This window comes from Streptomyces corchorusii (genome assembly GCF_001514055.1).
GTDB lineage: Bacteria > Actinomycetota > Actinomycetes > Streptomycetales > Streptomycetaceae > Streptomyces > Streptomyces olivaceoviridis.
In genome coordinates, this window is record NZ_KQ948377.1 from 62,491 (window position 1) to 79,817 (window position 17,327).

Annotated in this window: 17 protein-coding genes; 12 read left to right on the forward strand and 5 right to left on the reverse strand. The window is 72.7% G+C overall.

Going from position 1 to position 17,327, the window contains the following annotated elements:
* Positions 1-36 precede the first annotated feature (36 nt).
* Positions 37-1,440: a dipeptidase gene (locus AQJ11_RS41800; protein ID WP_059266949.1), complete on the forward strand. Its 1,404-nt coding sequence runs from the start codon at positions 37-39 to the stop codon at positions 1,438-1,440.
* 164 nt (positions 1,441-1,604) lie between these two features.
* Positions 1,605-2,549 carry an NAD(+) diphosphatase gene (nudC, locus tag AQJ11_RS41805; RefSeq protein ID WP_014674854.1) on the forward strand — a complete coding sequence of 315 codons (945 nt, stop codon included), beginning with the start codon at positions 1,605-1,607 and terminating at the stop codon, positions 2,547-2,549.
* A 65-nt stretch (positions 2,550-2,614) separates the two neighbouring features.
* Here the strand turns inward: nudC and AQJ11_RS41810 are convergent, their stop codons facing one another.
* The gene (locus AQJ11_RS41810; RefSeq protein ID WP_014674855.1) at positions 2,615-2,857 is read right to left on the reverse strand and encodes a mycoredoxin; all 243 of its coding nucleotides are present in this window, start codon (positions 2,855-2,857) and stop codon (positions 2,615-2,617) included.
* Positions 2,858-3,106: 249 nt separating this feature from the next.
* Here AQJ11_RS41810 and AQJ11_RS41815 point away from each other — a divergent pair, with 249 nt between their 5' ends.
* The 5 genes from AQJ11_RS41815 to AQJ11_RS49570 all read left to right on the forward strand — a co-directional run bounded on the left by AQJ11_RS41815 (position 3,107) and on the right by AQJ11_RS49570 (position 7,119).
* Entirely contained in the window at positions 3,107-5,416 is a 2,310-nt protein-coding gene (locus AQJ11_RS41815) for an ATP-dependent DNA helicase UvrD2 (protein ID WP_279616983.1), read from the forward strand.
* A 166-nt stretch (positions 5,417-5,582) separates the two neighbouring features.
* A complete protein-coding gene (locus tag AQJ11_RS47650; RefSeq protein ID WP_014674857.1) occupies positions 5,583-5,906 on the forward strand; it encodes a hypothetical protein in 324 nt (107 codons plus the stop codon).
* A 174-nt stretch (positions 5,907-6,080) separates the two neighbouring features.
* Complete coding sequence (locus AQJ11_RS41820) at positions 6,081-6,449, forward strand: WhiB family transcriptional regulator (protein ID WP_041665490.1); 369 nt, start codon at positions 6,081-6,083, stop codon at positions 6,447-6,449.
* Positions 6,446-6,769 carry a hypothetical protein gene (locus AQJ11_RS41825; protein ID WP_014674859.1) on the forward strand — a complete coding sequence of 108 codons (324 nt, stop codon included), beginning with the start codon at positions 6,446-6,448 and terminating at the stop codon, positions 6,767-6,769. Before AQJ11_RS41820 ends, AQJ11_RS41825 begins: the two co-directional genes overlap by 4 nt.
* Positions 6,770-6,906: 137 nt before the next feature.
* Entirely contained in the window at positions 6,907-7,119 is a 213-nt protein-coding gene (locus AQJ11_RS49570) for a hypothetical protein (RefSeq protein WP_148282094.1), read from the forward strand.
* A gap of 75 nt (positions 7,120-7,194) precedes the next feature.
* On the opposite strand, the gene AQJ11_RS41830 is transcribed toward AQJ11_RS49570, so the two are convergent.
* The gene (locus AQJ11_RS41830) at positions 7,195-8,577 is read right to left on the reverse strand and encodes an ABC1 kinase family protein (protein WP_059266951.1); all 1,383 of its coding nucleotides are present in this window, start codon (positions 8,575-8,577) and stop codon (positions 7,195-7,197) included.
* Entirely contained in the window at positions 8,570-9,784 is a 1,215-nt protein-coding gene (locus AQJ11_RS41835; protein ID WP_059266952.1) for a TOMM precursor leader peptide-binding protein, read from the reverse strand. The genes AQJ11_RS41830 and AQJ11_RS41835 overlap by 8 nt, the downstream gene beginning before the upstream one ends.
* A 232-nt stretch (positions 9,785-10,016) precedes the next feature.
* Here AQJ11_RS41835 and AQJ11_RS41840 point away from each other — a divergent pair, with 232 nt between their 5' ends.
* The 4 genes from AQJ11_RS41840 (at position 10,017) to AQJ11_RS41855 (ending at position 13,961) form a co-directional block, all read left to right on the forward strand.
* Positions 10,017-10,622 carry a M48 metallopeptidase family protein gene (locus tag AQJ11_RS41840; protein WP_059266953.1) on the forward strand — a complete coding sequence of 202 codons (606 nt, stop codon included), beginning with the start codon at positions 10,017-10,019 and terminating at the stop codon, positions 10,620-10,622.
* A 193-nt stretch (positions 10,623-10,815) separates the two neighbouring features.
* Entirely contained in the window at positions 10,816-12,495 is a 1,680-nt protein-coding gene (locus AQJ11_RS41845; protein WP_059266954.1) for a TerD family protein, read from the forward strand.
* 12 nt (positions 12,496-12,507) lie between these two features.
* Positions 12,508-13,188: an AIM24 family protein gene (locus AQJ11_RS41850; RefSeq protein ID WP_014674865.1), complete on the forward strand. Its 681-nt coding sequence runs from the start codon at positions 12,508-12,510 to the stop codon at positions 13,186-13,188.
* 17 nt (positions 13,189-13,205) lie between these two features.
* A complete protein-coding gene (locus AQJ11_RS41855; RefSeq protein ID WP_059266955.1) occupies positions 13,206-13,961 on the forward strand; it encodes an AIM24 family protein in 756 nt (251 codons plus the stop codon).
* Between the two features lie 52 nt (positions 13,962-14,013).
* Here AQJ11_RS41855 and AQJ11_RS41860 read toward each other — a convergent pair whose 3' ends face one another.
* Entirely contained in the window at positions 14,014-14,535 is a 522-nt protein-coding gene (locus AQJ11_RS41860; protein ID WP_059266956.1) for an NUDIX hydrolase, read from the reverse strand.
* On the reverse strand, positions 14,532-15,992 hold the full coding sequence (locus AQJ11_RS41865; RefSeq protein WP_059266957.1) for a zinc-dependent metalloprotease: 1,461 nt from the start codon (positions 15,990-15,992) through the stop codon (positions 14,532-14,534). Before AQJ11_RS41865 ends, AQJ11_RS41860 begins: the two co-directional genes overlap by 4 nt.
* 192 nt (positions 15,993-16,184) lie before the next feature.
* Between AQJ11_RS41865 and AQJ11_RS41870 the strand changes: the two genes are divergently transcribed.
* Positions 16,185-17,297: an SDR family oxidoreductase gene (locus AQJ11_RS41870; protein WP_051009725.1), complete on the forward strand. Its 1,113-nt coding sequence runs from the start codon at positions 16,185-16,187 to the stop codon at positions 17,295-17,297.
* Positions 17,298-17,327 lie beyond the last annotated feature (30 nt).

Here is a 17,327-nt window from a genome sequence, read left to right on the forward strand (position 1 = left end):
CCGAGGATGCCGGCGCGGGCCGATAGGCTCGGGAGCATGAGCCTGACCCCGGACAGTGCCGTCCGCACGTACATCGAGCAGCACCGCGCCGCCTTCCTCGACGACCTCGCCGCATGGCTGCGCATCCCCTCCGTGTCGGCCCAGCCCGACCACGCTCCCGACGTACGGCACAGCGCGGACTGGCTCGCCGCCAAGCTGTCGGAGATCGGCTTCCCGACCGCCGAGGTCTGGCAGACCCCCGGGGCCCCCGCCGTCTTCGCCGAGTGGCCGTCCGGCGATCCCGAGGCACCCACGGTCCTGGTCTACGGTCACCACGACGTGCAGCCCGCCGCCCGCGAGGACGGCTGGGACAGCGACCCCTTCGAGCCGGTCGTCCGCGAGAACCGCCTCTACGCGCGCGGGGCGGCCGACGACAAGGGCCAGGTGTTCTTCCACACACTCGGCGTCCGCGCCCACCTCGCCGCGACCGGCCGCACCGCGCCGGCCGTCAACCTCAAGCTGCTGATCGAGGGCGAGGAGGAGTCCGGCTCCCCGCACTTCCGGGCCCTGGTGGAACAGCGCGCCGGGCGCCTCGCCGCCGACGCCGTGATCGTCTCCGACACCGGCATGTGGTCCGAGGACACCCCGACCGTGTGCACCGGCATGCGCGGTCTCGCCGAGTGCGAGATCCGGCTGTACGGCCCGGACCAGGACATCCACTCCGGCTCCTTCGGCGGCGCCGTGCCCAACCCTGCCACCGCCGCAGCCCGCCTGGTCGCCGCCCTCCACGACGAGCACGCGCGCGTGGCGATACCCGGCTTCTACGACGGCATCGTCGAGCTGACCGACCGCGAGCGCGAACTCTTCGCCGAGCTGCCCTTCGACGAGGAGCGCTGGCTGCGCACCGCCAAGTCCTCCGCCCTCCACGGCGAGGCCGGCTACTCGACCCTGGAGCGCCTCTGGGCCCGCCCGACCGCCGAGGTCAACGGCATGGGCGGCGGCTACCAGGGCCCCGGCAGCAAGACGATCATCCCCGCGACGGCCATGGTGAAGCTGTCCTTCCGGCTGGTCGCCGGCCAGGACCCCGACCACATCGAGAAGGCCGTCCGTGCCTGGGCCGCCGAGCAGGTGCCCGCCGGGATCCGGTACGAGATCGACTTCGGCCCGGCCACGCGCCCGTGCCTGACCCCGCTCGACCACCCCGCGCTCCAGTCCGTGGCCCGCGCCATGGGCCGCGCCTTCCAGGAGCCGGTCCGCTTCACCCGGGAGGGCGGCTCCGGACCCGCCGCCGACCTCCAGGAAGTCCTCGGCGCCCCCGTGCTCTTCCTGGGCATCTCCGTCCCGTCCGACGGCTGGCACGCACCCAACGAGAAGGTCGAGCTGGACCTCCTCCTCAAGGGCGTCGAGACCAGCGCCTACCTGTGGGGTGACCTGGCCCGGAACTGGCGTACCGCATCCTGACCGGCCGGCGCCGTACGGCGGGGCACCGTGCGCGGGGCACACTGGAGGGACCGCCCCGACCGTCCCGCCGCCCCGGCCGCACCCGGCCCGGTGCCCTCCCGCCCTAACGTCCCGCCGAACCGCCCGCCGAAAGAACCGCCGCACTGGGGGAGTTGGAAGCACCCGTGACCATCTGGACCGACCACACAGCCGACCGACCCATCTCACTGACCGCCCCGAGCGGCATCGACCGCGCCGCCCACCACCGGCTGGACGAGGCCTGGCTCGCGGCGGCGTGGAGCCACCCCACGACCCGCTGTTTCGTGGTCTCCGGCGGCCAGGTGCTCATCGACGAGACCCCGGACGGCCGCACCGAACTCGTCATGACGCCGTCCTTCGAGGCCCCGCTCACCGAGGCGCACCGCTACTTCCTCGGCATCGACGAGGACGGTGTCAGCTACTTCGCGCTCCAGAAGGACGCGCTGCCCGGCCGCATCGACCAGTCCGCGCGCCCGGCGGGGCTGCGGGAGGCCGGCCTGCTGCTGTCGCCGCGCGACGTCGGGCTCATGGTGCACGCGGTCGGCCTGGAGAACTGGCAGCGCACCCATCGCTTCTGCTCCCGCTGCGGCGAGCGCACGGTCATCGCGGCGGCCGGCCACATCCGCCGCTGCCCGGCCTGCGGCGCCGAGCACTACCCGCGCACCGACCCCGCCGTGATCATGGCGGTGACCGACGAGGACGACCGCATCCTGCTCGGCCGCCAGGTCCACTGGCCCGAAGGCCGCTTCTCCACGCTCGCCGGGTTCGTGGAGCCCGGCGAGTCCATCGAGCAGGCGGTGCGCCGCGAGGTGTGCGAGGAGGTCGGCGTCACCGTCGGCCCGGTCGAGTACGTCGCCAGCCAGCCCTGGCCCTTCCCGTCCAGCCTGATGCTCGGCTTCATGGCCCGCGCCACCTCCACCGAGATCGACGTCGACGGGGACGAGATCCACGAGGCCCGCTGGTTCTCCCGCGAGGAACTGCGCGCGGCCTTCGAGGCCGGCGAGGTGCTGCCGCCCTACGGCATCTCCATCGCGGCCCGCCTGATCGAGATGTGGTACGGCAAGCCCCTGCCGACCCGCAGCTTCGTCTGAGACGGCGAACGGCGGCTCCCGATCCGGTTCCGGACTCGGGAGCCGCCGTTCGGTGCGGCCCGCGCTTACGCGGCGAGCTTCTGCTTGACCTGGGCCAGCGACGGGTTCGTCAGCGTGGAGCCGTCCGCGAAGAGCACGGTCGGGACGGTCTGGTTTCCACCGTTCGCCTTCTCCACGAAGGCCGCGGAGTCGGGGTCCTGCTCGATGTTGATCTCGGTGTAGGCGATGCCCTCCCGGTCCAGCTGGCTCTTCAGCCGCCGGCAGTAGCCGCACCAAGTCGTGCTGTACATCGTCACAGTGCCCTGCATGTCTCTCGCGCTCCTCAGGCAGCTCGGAAAATGTCGTCCAGGGAGAGAACGTAAGGGACCGGCCCGCCATTCCCGCGCGACTGGGCCGCCGTTCCCGCGCGACTGGGCCACCGTTCCCGCGCGACAGCCTCGTCAGTCAAGCGTGGCGGGGCCGCCGTTCCCGGACGGCCGGTCCGCCGTTCCTCGGACGACCGGTCGGCCCGCCATTCCGGGAGACCAGCCCGCCGGTCCCGGTACGCGCTCCCGGCTGTGACGCCTGCCGCATTAGTACGACTGCGAGCCCCCGCCTGTGGACAACCGGCACAGCCGTCCCGGGCGACCTGGCAGCATGGCGGTGTGACAGCAGCAACGCATTCCACCCTTTTCCCGCAGGGCACCGGTGGCTCCCCCTACGCGGCTCCGCCGAGCGGGGCCGACGCGGTGCTCGAAGGGCTCGACCCCGAGCAGCGCGAGGTGGCCACCTCCCTGCACGGTCCGGTGTGCGTGCTGGCCGGAGCGGGCACCGGCAAGACCCGGGCGATCACCCACCGCATCGCCTACGGGGTACGCGCCGGCATCCTCCAGCCGTCCAGCGTGCTCGCCGTCACCTTCACCAACCGCGCCGCCGGAGAGATGCGCGGCCGACTGCGCCAGCTCGGCGCCCAGGGTGTACAGGCCCGCACCTTCCACTCCGCCGCCCTGCGCCAGCTCCAGTACTTCTGGCCCAAGGCGATCGGAGGGTCCATGCCCCGGCTCGTCGACCGCAAGATCCAGCTCGTCGCCGACGCGGCCGCCGCCCTCGGCACCCGGCTCGACCGCAACGAGCTGCGGGACGTGACCGCGGAGATCGAATGGTCCAAGGTCACCCAGACCGTTCCCGGCGACTACCCGTACGCGGCTGCGAAGGCCGGCCGGGAGGCCCCCCGCGACCCGGCCGAGATCGCCCACCTCTACGCCGCCTACGAGGACCTCAAGCGCGACCGCGCGGTCATCGACTTCGAGGACGTCCTGCTTCTCACCGTCGCCATCCTCCAGGACCGGCACGACATCGCCGAACAGGTCCGCGCGCAGTACCAGCACTTCGTCGTGGACGAGTACCAGGACGTCAGCCCCCTCCAGCAGCGGCTGCTGGACCTGTGGCTCGGCGACCGTGACAACCTGTGCGTCGTCGGGGACGCCAGCCAGACCATCTACTCGTTCACGGGAGCAACGCCCGACCACCTGCTCGACTTCCGCGTCCGCCACCCCGGCGCCACCGTCGTCAAACTGGTCCGCGACTACCGCTCCAGCCCCCAGATCGTCCGCCTCGCCAACGGCCTGCTCGCCCAGGCCCGGGGCCGCGCCGCCGACCACCGGCTGGAACTCGTCTCCCAGCGCCCCTCGGGGCCCGAGCCCGTCCACACCGAGTACACCGACGAGCCCGCCGAGGCCGAGGGCGCCGCCCGCCGTATCCGCGAGCTGATCGACGTGGGCGTCCCGGCCGCCGAGATCGCCGTCCTGTTCCGCACCAATTCCCAGTCCGAGACCTACGAGCAGGCGCTCGCCGACGCCGGGGTGCCCTACCAGCTCCGCGGCGCCGAGCGCTTCTTCGACCGCCCCGAGGTCCGCAAGGCCGGCATCGCCCTGCGCGGCGCGGCCCGCTTCGGCGGCAACGACTCCCTCCTCGACGAGGCCGTGGACCTGCCCTCCCAGGTGCGCGCCGTCCTGTCCGGCGAGGGCTGGACCAGCGAACCCCCGGCCGGCTCCGGCGCCGTCAGGGAGCGCTGGGAATCCCTGGCCGCCCTGGTCAACCTCGCCCACGACCTCGCCGCGGCCCGACCCGGAGTCACCCTCGCCGACTTCGTGGCGGAACTGGACGAACGGGCGAACGCCCAGCACGCCCCCACCGTCCAAGGCGTCACGCTGGCCTCCCTGCACGCCGCCAAGGGCCTGGAGTGGGACGTCGTCTTCCTGGTCGGCGTCGCCGAGGGCATGCTGCCCATCACCTACGCCCGCACCGACGAGCAGATCGAGGAGGAACGCCGACTGCTCTACGTCGGCGTGACCCGCGCCCGGGAACGCCTCCATCTGTCCTGGGCCTTGTCCCGCTCGCCCGGCGGACGCCCCAACCGACGGCCGAGCCGCTTCCTCGACGGGCTGCGCCCCGGCACCACCCCCACCGTCGGCCGCACCGGCGCCGGCGCGGGCGCGGGCGTCGAACGCGGCACCCCGGCGAGCGCCGCCCTCGCCCCCCGGCGCACCCAGCGCACCCCCGCCCGTTGCCGGGTCTGCGGCCGCACGCTCACCGACGCGGGCGAGATGAAGCTGATGCGCTGCGCGGACTGCCCCTCGGACATGGACGAGGGGCTCTACGAACGGCTCAGGGAATGGCGGGCGGTACAGGCCGAGCGCAGCGGCCAGCCGGACTTCTGCGTCTTCACCGACCGGACGCTGATGGCCATCGCGGAGACATGCCCGGAGAGTCCCGCCGAACTCGCCCGCATCCCCGGTGTCCTCAATCGCAAGCTGCGCAGCTACGGAGCCGACGTTCTGGCCATATGCGCAGGTCAAGAACCTGGTGGAGACGACAGCGGCGACTGATGCCAACTCGTCGAAAAAATAGTTTGCGCATGCCCCGCGAATCCCCATAGGTTCTAGGCACGGAAGCAGCGGCCTTCTCCAAGGCGCGGGTTCCGTGATGTACTTGCATATCCGAACGGGACCGGTTCACCCCGGTCCCTTGAGACGCCGAGAGGAGGCGAGTCCAGTGATCAGCATCACCACCAGCACCACCGTCAGCACGGCCAAACTGACCGATCGCTCGACCGTCTCCACCTGCATGCTCGGCGCCTCGAACCAGGGCACCGGTCTGTCCGGCATTCGTGCCGTGCGTCCGGCGTCCTCCCCTGCCCTCGCGGGTCTTCCCGTCCGTGAGCGCAATGAGCGACCGACCAAGGCACTGGAAGCGGTAGTGGCACAGGCGCACGCCTATGCCTTTGCGGCGGCCGGTGCCGGATTCCGGAAGCAGACGACGCAGCACCACCTGATGTGGGCCTTCCGTGGGCCAGAACCCTGGAGTGATCCAGCCTGATCGCCGATCAGGCCGGCGCCTTCAGGGCCGCGGAACCCCATCCGGGATCCGCGGCCCTTCTGTTTTCCCCGAACGGGGACGACGGAGCGAAGGGGCCTCGGGACAGGAAGAGAACCCGGTACCCAGCCGACACCCGGTCAACCGGCCGGACCGACCAGACGAGGAAGACCACCCGTGCAACTCGAAGCGCACGCCCCGTCCGTACCGCCTTCGCAAACCATCCCCCCGCCCGGCCTCACGGAGGACTCCGCCTTGACCCCCCTCACCGCGCTCACCGCGCTCGACGACGCCATCGAGAACCTCGGCGTACCCGTCCCCTGCCGCTCTTACGACCCGGAGGTCTTCTTCGCCGAGTCTCCGGCGGACGTGGAGTACGCCAAGTCCCTCTGCCGCACCTGCCCGCTGATGGAGGCCTGCCTCGCCGGCGCCAAGGAGCGGCGCGAGCCCTGGGGCGTCTGGGGTGGCGAGCTGTTCGTCCAGGGAGTCGTCGTCGCCCGGAAGCGGCCCCGTGGCCGCCCGCGGAAGAACCCGGTCACGGCATGAACACCGCAGGAACGATCGATCGCCCCCTCACGCACGACCCCAAGAAGCAGGCCCCGATGAAGCCGTCCACCAGCGAGCCCGCCGGCTCCGCGACCACAGACTTCACCACCACCGGCGCGACCGAAGCGCGCCAGAACAGGAACCGTGAGATGCAACTCATGCAAGAAGCCCTGGCTCGTGCGCATATGCACGAGCGACTCCATGACGCCGCGCGTGAACGCCGGGCCGTGCGCCTGGCGGTCGCGCAGCGGATGCAGCGGCGAGCCGAGCGCGCCTCGCTGCGCGCCCGCCGCGCGCTCGCCATGGCCGTCATGCAGTAACGAACACACCTGAGCAGCGGTGGCCTCCCGGAACAGGGAGGCGAAGCCTCCCCGCGGGGGCCGGTCCGGCCGAACGGACCGGCCCCCGCGGTGCGTTGCGCACGCCGATCGGCCGGTCACGGGGTTATCGTCACCGGGTGACGAGTCTTCCCGGCGGAAGTGATCAGGGCGGCTCCACCGCGGAGCGCCGCCGCCTGGTGTGCGCCCGCTGCGGCACCCCCGCCGACGGCCCCCAGCCGGCCACCTGGACCTGCTCCGTGGAGAACGGCGTCCGCCAGTACTTCTGTGACGCCTGCTCCCGGGAGAACCTCCGGGCGATCGAGGGACGGCTGGACTCGGCCTGGTGGTGAGATCCCTTCTCCGGGGGGGCCTCCCCCCCCGCCCCCGCCCCCTCCCCCCACCCCCCAGAACTCAGGGCACGCCGATCACGCCCCCTCCGCCGACTCCTCCTCGTCGGTGCCGGTCTCCTCGGGCGCGTCGGCGGCGAAGCCCGGGAGCCATTCCTCCAGTTCGTCGCGGAGGCGTACGTCGGCGCCCAGTTGGCACAGGACCCCGATCGTGCTGAGCGTCACCCGGTGTATCAGCAGATAGGCCGGGGGCAGGTTGAGCTGCTTGCCGAGCTGGTAGGCGGGGGAGCGGGGGTCGGCGATGCGGGCGGCCTGGCTGCGCATCCAGGAGCGGGTGAAGGTGAACGCCTCCACGCGGGCCGGCTCGATGATCGGCAGCAGGTAGTCGAGGACGGCGTCCGGGTCCAGCTCGACGGTCTCCTTCACGAAGCCCTCGGCGCACAGCAGCTCGTAGACCGTCTCCGCCTCCCCGTCCAGCGTCATCCGCAGCGAGATGCCGATCGGGGCCGGCAGGCCGCCGGGGAGCCGGTCGACGGTGCCGAAGTCCAGCACGCCCAGGCGCCAGTCGTCCGGGCCGTCCGGGCCGCCGGGCAGCAGACGGAAGTTGCCCGGATGGGGGTCGGCGTGCAGCAGGCCGGTGCGGGCCGGGCCGGAGAAGAGGAAGCGGGCCAGGAGCTGGCCGGCCCGGTCGCGCTGCTCCTGGGTGCCGTCCGCGATGACCTCGGACAGCGGGATGCCGTCGATCCACTCGGTCACCAGCACCTGGTCGCACTGGTGCACCACCGCCGGGACGACCACGTCCGGGTCGTCCGCGAACTCCTGCGCGTGGACGCTCTGCGCCTGGGCCTCCAGCCCGTAGTCCAGTTCCTCCGAGACGCGGTCCCTCAGCTCCGCGATCAGCGGCTTGATGTCCATGCCCGGGATGAGCGGACCCAACAGCCGGGCGAACCGGCTCAGTTGACCGAGGTCGGAGAGCAGTGCCTCACCCGCGCCCGGGTACTGCACCTTGACCGCGACCTCGCGGCCGTCGTGCCACACCGCCCGGTGCACCTGGCCGATCGAGGCCGCGGCGGCCGGCTTGTCCTCGAACTCCTCGAAGAGGTCGCGCCAGTCCGGCCCGAGCCGTTCCTGGAGCACCGCGTGCACGGTGCGGGTCGGCATCGGCGGGGCGGCCTCCTGGAGCTTGGTCAGGGCCGCGCGGTAGGGGCCGGCGATCTCCTCCGGCAGCGCCGACTCGAAGACGGACAGCGCCTGCCCGAACTTCATCGCGCCGCCCTTGAGCTCGCCCAGCACCTTGAACAGTTGCTCCGCCGTGCGCTGTTGCAGCTCGCGGCCGACGATCTCCGCGGACTCGCCCACGATCCGCTTGCCCAGCCCCCAGGTCGCCCGGCCGGCGAAGCCGAGCGGGAGCGCGGCGAGCTTGGCGGTACGGGTGACCGCCTTCCGGGGAAGATCAGACATGCGCCCTCCAGGTCCCAGTCGGCCGTGCCGCGCCTGCTTCGCGTCGCCGCTTCGTCGACGGCCGTTGCACCGCCATTGTCGCGCGTGTCCCGCCATCGGCTGCGGAGTGCTCCCGTTTCTCTTTGCCGGCCGCCCCGCAGGCGCATTCCGGATGCGGCCGGACCGGTCGGGCGCGCCAGTCCAGACCGGGCAGGGACACCTCCCAGCGAGTGCCGGCGGCGGACGGTGACCCCCCGTCGAGGAAGGTCAGGGCGTGCGCCGCGGCGAGACCGGCCACCGCCGTGGCCAGGGCCAGGTCGCAGGCCCCGACGCGGCGGGACCTTCCGGACCGCCACTGGGTGACCAGCCGGGGCCAGGCCGGGTCCTTGTCCGTGCGGTCGCGGTCCAGGCAGCCGGCGCAGCCCGTCTCGCCGGGCAGGACGAGCGGGCCGACGACACCCGTGCCCTCCACGACCCCGGCGTAGAGATGAGGGGTGCCGGAGGCCATCAGCGGTTCGGCGGTGAACGGGTCCGGGGCGTGCACGGCGACATCGTCGCGGGGCGCGAAGACCACCAGGGAGAGGCCGGGCTCCTCGGCGCCGGAACCCGGGGAGTGGGCGTGGCGCGGTGGACGGTCCGGTGCGGCGCGGCGGACGGCGGACCGGGCCGCCGCGTCCCGGCGGTCGCCCAGCGACTCGGCGGTCAGCCCGCCCGGCGCCACGTCCCACGGCTCCACCCGGCCCACGTCGCACACGTCGACCTCGCCGACGCCGGCGCCCGAGAGCACCGACGCGAGCAGGGCGCCGACCCGGCCCGCGCCGCGCACCCGGACGCGCAGCGCGCGCCGGGCCGCGAGCCGGGCCAGCGCGCCGCCCGGCTCGGCTGTGAGGAGGGACAGTGAGGCGAGGTCGGGGCGCAGCCGTTCGAGGACGTCCGTCTTCTCCCGCAGTGCGTCCGCGGCCGGTCCGCCGCCGCGTGTGTCGTCGAGGAGGCCCGCGTGGGCCAGCCGTTCCACCAGTGCGTCGACGTGGTCGGCCGGCACGTCCGCCCGGCGGCCCTCCTCGCGCAGCAGCGGCAGCCCGCGCGTGCCGTCGAGCAGGTCCAGGAAGCTGCCGGTCGCCGTGGCGACCGGGCCCAGGGTCAGGGCGTGCGCCGGGGTCATCCCGAACTGCACGGTGTTGCGGTCGCGCCAGCCGCGCCGCAGCGCGGGTTTCACCATCGGATGCATGACCGGCCCCCCGTGTCCGTGAATGCGTGTCTGCGCCAGCATGCCCGTGCCGTTGTCCGGGCATCGGGAGTTATCCACAGGCTGGGGGTGTTCTTCATATCAATCAGACGGGGTGAAGTGGTGCAAAAGGGATGCATGGATCGGTCGTACGAATCAAACACATGGTGGGGGATCCGGGGTGAACCGTCCCCGGGCCGGGACTTTGCCCCCGCCCAGCGGGTAACGTCGGGGCGTGCCCGCCGACCCACTGCACCGCGCCGGTGAACCACAGCGCAGCACGACGAGCCAGCCGCCCCGCGGCTCGGGGACGAGCGCGATCGAGGTCCGCAGGAGCGCCCGGCGCCGCCGGACGGTCTCCGCGTACCGCGAGGGCGACCGCACCGTCGTACTGATCCCCGCCCGGATGTCGAAGGCGGAGGAGCAGCGCTGGGTCACCGTCATGCTCGACAAGCTCGCCGCCCAGGAGAGCAAGCGGGTGCTGGGCGACGCCGCGCTGACCGAGCGTGCCGAGCGGCTGTCCGCCCAGTACTTCGACGGCCGGGCCCGGCCCGCCTCCGTGCGCTGGGTCACCAACCAGAACACCCGCTGGGGTTCGTGCACCCCGGCCGAGGGCAGCATCAGGCTGTCGCACCGGTTGCAGGGGATGCCGGAGTACGTCGTCGACTACGTGCTCTGCCACGAGCTGGCGCATCTGCTCGTCCCGGGCCACGGTCCCGACTTCTGGCGGCTGCTGGAGGCCTACCCGCGCACCGAGCGGGCCCGCGGCTACCTCGAAGGAGTGGTCGCCGCCGCCCGGCTGCCGCATGTGCCGGGCGTGCGCGAGGAGCAGGAGACCTGAGCGGACTTCGGGCATCCGGCGTTTCCCCGGGGTGACCGGGAGCCGTCCCGCGAGCCGAGCGCCTTCCTGTGAGCGGCCGGGTGCGGTTGTGTACCGGGTCTGTACCGACCAGCACCCTCGGGGGTCGCTGTCGGTCTTTGCCGTTAGCCTGGCGCGACGCACTCACATTCGGGATGGGGGACGGTCGTAACGCATGGCCAGGGAATTCCAACGCGGCCACAAGGCCAGGATCAGTGACCTCACCGCGGGCACGGATCTGTACGTAGGCGTGCAGATCTCCGGCCCCGGACTGACCTTCGACATCAGCTGCTTCGGTCTGGACGCCGACGAGCGTCTCTCGGACGACCGGTACTTCGTCTTCTTCAACCAGCCGAAGTCCCCGGAGGAGTCCATCCAGCTGCTGGGCGCCCAGGCGGGTGACACGGAGTCGTTCCGGGTCACGCTTGACCGGATCCCCTCGCACATCCGCAAGCTGTCCTTCACGGCGACCATCGACGGCGCCGGACAGATGTCCCAGATCGCTCCCGGATACCTGCGCATCGTGGCGGGCGGCGAGGAGGTCGCGCGGTACTCCTTCAGCGGCGCGGAGTTCTCCACCGAGCGGGCCGTGATGCTCGGTGACTTCTACTTCAAGGACGGGTGGCGGTTCGCCGCCGTCGGACAGGGCTTCGACGGCGGTCTGGAGGCGCTGCTGAGGAACTTCGGCGGCGAGGTGCTGGAGGAGGAGGCGCCCGCCGCCCCGCAGCAGCCCCAGTCCGGCGCGGCAGCACCCGGCTTCGCCCCGCCCGCCCAGACCACGCCCCCACCCGCGTTCGGCGCCCCGGCCCCCGCACCAGCCCCCGTACCCGCTCCGGCCCCCGCACCCGCTCCGGCCCCCGCACCGCAGGGCTTCGCCCCGCCGCCCGGCCACACCCCGCCCCCGGCCCCGGCGCCCGGTCCGAACGTGCACGCCGCGCCGACGGTCGTCGCACCCCTCACCCCGCCCGGGGCCGGCACCGTCCCGCCGCCGGCCCCCGCCCCCGCGCCCTACGGCCAGCCGCCGCAGCAGCCGTCGTACGGCGGCCGGCCCGGCGCGCCGATGCCCCCCGGATACGGTCAGCAGCCCGCCCCCTACGGCGATCAGCCGGCCCCGCCCATGCCCCCGGGCTACGGACAGGTCCCCGGCCCTCAGCCCGCCGCGTACGGAGTGCCGCAGGGCGCGCCCCAGGGCGGTGCCGGGGTGACGGCGGCGCTCCAGGCGTTCAAGGAGACGCCGACCGGGCAGCGCTGGACCCAGCAGAACAAGAAGCTGATCCGCGTCGACCTCGGCATCGGCGGCCAGCCCGTGCTGGCCAAGCAGGGCAGCATGGTGCTCTACCAGGGCAAGGTCGACTTCAGCTACAAGGGCGCCGGGCTCGCCGGGCGGATCGTCGGCAACGCCACCGGCCAGGAGATGCAGCTCATGCGCTGCACCGGTCAGGGCCAGGTGTTCCTCGCCGAGAACTCCACCCATCTGCACCCCGTCGAGCTCCAGGGCGACGCCATCTGCGTGTCCGCGGAGAACGTCCTCGCGTTCGACGAGAGCCTCCAGTACGAGGTCCGCCGCATCGAGGGCCACGGCATCCCCGGCGGCGCGCTGTTCACCATGCAGTTCCAGGGCACCGGCACGATCGTCGTCAAGACGCACGGCACGCCCGTGGTGCTGCCGGTCACGCCGACCACCTTCGCCGACTGCAACGCCGTCGTCGCGTGGTCGGCCGCCTCGCAGGTCATCGTCTCCAGCCAGGTCCGCATGCGCCGCAACGCCTACCCGGGCGACACCGGAGAGAGCGTCAACCTCCAGTTCCGGGGCGCGCCCGGCAACTTCATCGTCGTCCAGCCCTACGAGGTCTAGAGGGAGCCCGTCATGAACCAGCCGCTCGCGGGCTTCGCCCCCGCACCCGTCACCGCCCGCATGGAGAACCACGGCAACCACATGCTGAAGGTCGCCCTCCAGACCGGGAACGACCTCCTCGCGCGCGTGGGGTCGATGGTCGCCTACGAAGGCTTCATCCAGTACGAGCCCAACCCGCCCGCCGTCCGCCAGATCGCCCGCGACTGGGTCACCGGCGAGGGCGCGCCGCTGATGAAGTGCTCCGGCGACGGCCTGCTCTACCTCGCCGACTACGGCGCCGACGTCGTCGTGATCAACCTCGACGGCGACGGCATCTCCGTCAACGCCACCAACCTGCTCGCCTTCGACGCGCACCTCACCTGGGGCGTGGAGCGGGTGAAGGGGCTCGCGAAGTTCGCCGGCCAGGGCCTGTGGAACACGAAGATCTCCGGGCAGGGCTGGGTCGCGCTGACCTCCCGGGGCAAGCCGATCGTCGTGGACTGCGGCGGCGGCGAGGACGAGACGTACGTCGACCCGGACGCGCTCGTCGCCTGGTCGCCGAACCTGAAGGTGAAGGGCAAGCGCAGCTTCAAGGCCCAGTCGCTGATCGGCCGGGGCAGCGGAGAGGCCTACCAGATGGCCTTCTCCGGCCAGGGCATCGTCGTCGTCCAGCCCAGCGAGGACAGCACCGACCGCCTCCGGTTCCGGGGCTGAGGGGGAGCCAGAACACCATGCAGAGCCCGCTTTTCGCGCACAACGACATCCAGACGCAGGAGCGCTGGAGCCTGCAGAACGCGCAGATGCTCCGGGTCACCCTGGAGGGCCACGACGACCTGCTCGCACGCAAGGGCACCATGGTCGCCTACCAGGGCCTGGTCGAGTTCGACGCCGAGTACCGCAGCAACGGCCAGGCACGCGCGCGTGCGCACACCGGCGAGGGCCTGGACCTGATGCGCTGTCACGGACAGGGCACCGTCTACCTGGCGAACCTCGCCCAGCACGTCCACATCATGGACGTCGAGCAGGACGGGGTGACCGTCGACAGCTCCTACGTCCTCGCCATGGACTCCTCGCTGCACCACGAGGTCATCGCCGTCGACAGCCTCTACGGCATCTCCGGCTCCGGGAAGTACCAGCTCAACATCACCGGGCGCGGCCGGGTCGCCCTCATGACCTCCGGGGCGCCGCTGCTGATGCAGGTCACGCCCGACCGGTACGTCAACTGCGACGCCGACGCGATCGTGGCCTGGTCCACCGGGCTGCGCGTGCAGATGCAGGCCCAGACGCACTCCTCCGGCGTGTGGCGCCGGCGCGGCAACACCGGTGAGGGCTGGGAGCTGAGCTTCATGGGCACCGGCTTCGCGCTGGTGCAGCCCAGTGAGCTGCTGCCGCCGCAGAACGCGGTGATCGGGCAGGGCCTCGCCGCCCAGTTCGGCATGGGGCAGCAGGGAGCGCGCGGACAGAACCAGGGGAACGTCTGGAGCTGAGCTGCGACAAAGAGACGAGGGGTGACCGCCTGGGCGGCCACCCCTCGCACGCTCAGAGCCGGGCGCGCGTGGCGTCCAGCAGGCGTACGACCGACGCGTCGGCCACGCCCGCCACCTCGTCGTAGGCGTACCAGCGCAGGTCGAGCGACTCGTCGCTGATCTCGTGCACCGCGCCGGGCGGGGCCAGGACCGCGTACTGGACGTCGAAGTGCCAGTGGCACGGCGGCGGCAGCGGATGCCGGTCCAGCCGCACCGGGCCGCCGGGAAGCAGCGTCAGCCCGGTGATCCCGGACTCCTCGGTCGCCTCCCGCAGGGCCGCCGCCTCAAGCGTGGGGTCGTCCGGCTCGCAGTGGCCGCCCATCTGGAGCCACATCCGCAGCTTCCGGTGCAGCGTCAGCAGCACCCGGCCGCGCTCGGGGTCGACCACCAGGGCGCTGGCCGTGAGGTGACCCGCGTGACAGGCCTTCCACAGGCCGTCCGGGTGGGCCGCCAGATGGTCCAGGTAGGCCTGGCGCAGCTCTTCCTGGCCCTCGTACCCCTTCAGGACGAGGACCGCGTCGTCGTACAGGCTCACTCGGCGTCGTCGCCCTTGCCGTCGTCGCCCTTCTCGCCTTCGCCTTCCCTCTTGCTCAGGTCGGGCTTGCCCGCGGAGCCGCCCGCCGCCTCGCCGAGCATCTTGTCCAGCTCGGAGAAGTCCAGCTGCTCGCGGTGGACGAAGCCGTCCGGGTCGTCCAGGTCGGTCGCGGTCGGCAGCATGTCCGGGTGGGCCCACAGACCGTCCCGGCCGTCGACCCCGCGCGCGTCCGTGAGCGAGGCCCACAGCCGGGAGGCGTCGCGCAGCCGGCGCGGGCGCAGCTCCAGGCCGATCAGCGTGGCGAACGTCTGCTCCGCCGGGCCACCGGTCGCACGGCGGCGGCGCAGCGTCTCGCGCAGGGCGTCGGCGGACGACAGGCGCGGCTTCGCGGCGGCGTGGACCACCGCGTCCACCCAGCCCTCCACGAGCGCCAGAGCGGTCTCCAGACGGGCCAGGGCGGCCTTCTGCTCGGGCGTGTCCTCCGGCTGGAACATGCCCTGCTGGAGCGCGTCCTGCAACTGCTCGGGGTTCTGCGGGTCGAACTGGCCGACCACGTCCTCCAGCTTGGCCGTGTCGACCTTGATGCCGCGCGCGTAGCCGTCGACCGCGCCGAACAGGTGCGAGCGCAGCCACGGCACGTGCGCGAACAGCCGCTGGTGCGCGGCCTCGCGCAGCGCCAGGTACAGCCGCACCTCCTCCCGCGGAACGCCCAGGTCCTTGCCGAACGCCTCCACGTTGGCCGGGAGCAGCGCGGCCTTGCCGGCCGGGCCCAGCGGCAGGCCGATGTCGGTCGAGCCGACGACCTCGCCCGCGAGCACGCCCACGGCCTGCCCGATCTGGGTGCCGAACATGGCGCCGCCCATCGAACGCATCATGCCGATCAGCGGGCCCGCCATGGCCTGCATCTCCTCCGGCAGCACGTCGCCCATGGCCGCGCCGACCCGCTCGGCGACCGGGTCGACCAGCTCCTGCCAGGCGGGCAGGGTCGCCTCGACCCACTCCGCGCGCGACCAGGCCACCGCCGAGCCGGAGCCCGACGGCAGGGACGTCGCGTCGTCCAGCCACAGGTCGGCGAGGCGGACGGCCTCCTCCACCGCCTTGCGCTCGGCGGGGCCGACGCTCGCGTCCTTCGTGCCGTCCGACGTGCCCTGGGCGACCGTCTGGCGGGCGATCTGCTTGGCCATGTCCCAGTTCACCGGGCCGCCCTCGTACGAGAGCATCTGGCCGAGCTGCTGGAACGCGGCGCCCAGGTCGGTGGGGTTCAGGGAACCGAACATGGCAGCGAGCGGGTTGTCGGAGCCGGGGCCGCCAAAGCCGCCGGCTCCGGGCAGGCCGCCGAAACCGAACGGATTGGCCGGTCCCTGCCCACCACCGCTCTGCTGGTCCTTCTTCTTGCCCTCGTCGCCGTCTTCCGGCTCCTCCGGCGGAAGGCCGAAACCGAATGGGGTGTCACTCACGGGATTCCTCGGCTGGTAAGGCCACCGGTTTCGCTCCGGCGGCGCGGCTGCCCGACAACACCACCCAGCGTAGACACCTCGACCCGATCGGGCCTCGGTGCTTCGCCCACGGAACGCCTGCGGCAGGATGGATGCACCTGGTACGTACGCGTCACTCGCGCCCGTACTGAAGACAACCGCTGGAGACGCCCGGTGAGTTCCCCAGATCCGCAGGTTCGCGCAGCGCGAAACCGCTCAACCTCTCCCGCCGTGCGCGGGCCCGTCGTCGCGGTGACCGGCGCCGCCACCGGGGTCGGCGCCCTGCTCACCGAGCGACTCGCCGCGTCGGACGAGATCAGACAGGTACTCGCCATCGACGAACGGCGCGGCGAGTGCGCCGACGCGCAGTGGCACATCCTCGACGTCCGCGACCCCGCCATCGCGGACAAGCTGCGGGGCGCCGACGTCGTCGTCCACCTCGCGCTCGACCTCGACCTGGAGACCGATCCGGCGGCGCGCACCGCTTACAACGTCCGGGGGACCCAGACCGTCCTGACCGCCGCCGCGGCGGCCGGCGTGCACCGGGTGGTGCTGTGCACCTCCGCGATGGTCTACGGCGCGCTGCCCGACAACGAGCTGCCGCTGTCGGAGGACGCCGAGCTGCGCGCCACCGCCGAGGCGACCGGCGTCGGGGACCTGCTGGAGATCGAACGCCTGGCGCGGCGGGCCCCGCGCGCGCATCCGGGCCTGAACGTCACCGTGGTGCGGCCGGCCGTCCTGGTCGGCGGCACGGACACCGCGCTGACCAGGTACTTCGAGTCGCCGCGGCTGCTGGTCGTGGCCGGGTCGCGGCCCGCGTGGCAGTTCTGCCACGTCGAGGACCTGTGCGGCGCCCTGGAGTACGCCGTGCTGGAGAAGGTCGACGGGGAGCTGGCCGTCGGCTGCGACGGGTGGCTGGAGCAGGAGGAGGTCGAGGAGCTGAGCGGCATCCGGCGGATGGAGCTGCCCTCGGCGGTCGCGCTCGGCGCGGCGGCCCGGCTGCACCGGATCGGGCTCACCCCGTCCCCGGCGGGGGACCTCGCCTACACGATGTACCCCTGGGTGGTCAGCGGAAGCCGGCTGCACGATGCGGGCTGGCGGCCGAAGTGGACCAACGAGGAGGTGCTCGCCGAACTGCTGGAGGAGGTGTCCGGCCGGCACACGGTGGCCGGGCGGCGGCTGGGGCGGAAGGACGCGACGGCCGCCGGTGCGGCGGGGGCGACGGTGGCCCTGCTGGGCGCGGCGGCTGTCGTACGGCGGGCCCGGAAGGCCCGGCGACGCGTCTGACCTGCGGGAGCGGCCGATGCGGAGGCCGTG

Coding starts and splice junctions, on each gene's coding strand:
- AQJ11_RS41800 (WP_059266949.1), top strand. CDS start 37: ATGAGCCTGACCCCGGACAGTGCCGTCCGCACGTACATCGAGCAGCAC.
- AQJ11_RS41810 (WP_014674855.1), bottom strand. CDS start 2,857: ATGCAGGGCACTGTGACGATGTACAGCACGACTTGGTGCGGCTACTGC.
- AQJ11_RS41825 (WP_014674859.1), top strand. CDS start 6,446: ATGAACACCGCAGGAACGATCGATCGCCCCCTCACGCACGACCCCAAG.
- AQJ11_RS41830 (WP_059266951.1), bottom strand. CDS start 8,577: ATGTCTGATCTTCCCCGGAAGGCGGTCACCCGTACCGCCAAGCTCGCC.
- AQJ11_RS41835 (WP_059266952.1), bottom strand. CDS start 9,784: ATGCATCCGATGGTGAAACCCGCGCTGCGGCGCGGCTGGCGCGACCGC.
- AQJ11_RS41845 (WP_059266954.1), top strand. CDS start 10,816: ATGGCCAGGGAATTCCAACGCGGCCACAAGGCCAGGATCAGTGACCTC.
- AQJ11_RS41850 (WP_014674865.1), top strand. CDS start 12,508: ATGAACCAGCCGCTCGCGGGCTTCGCCCCCGCACCCGTCACCGCCCGC.
- AQJ11_RS41855 (WP_059266955.1), top strand. CDS start 13,206: ATGCAGAGCCCGCTTTTCGCGCACAACGACATCCAGACGCAGGAGCGC.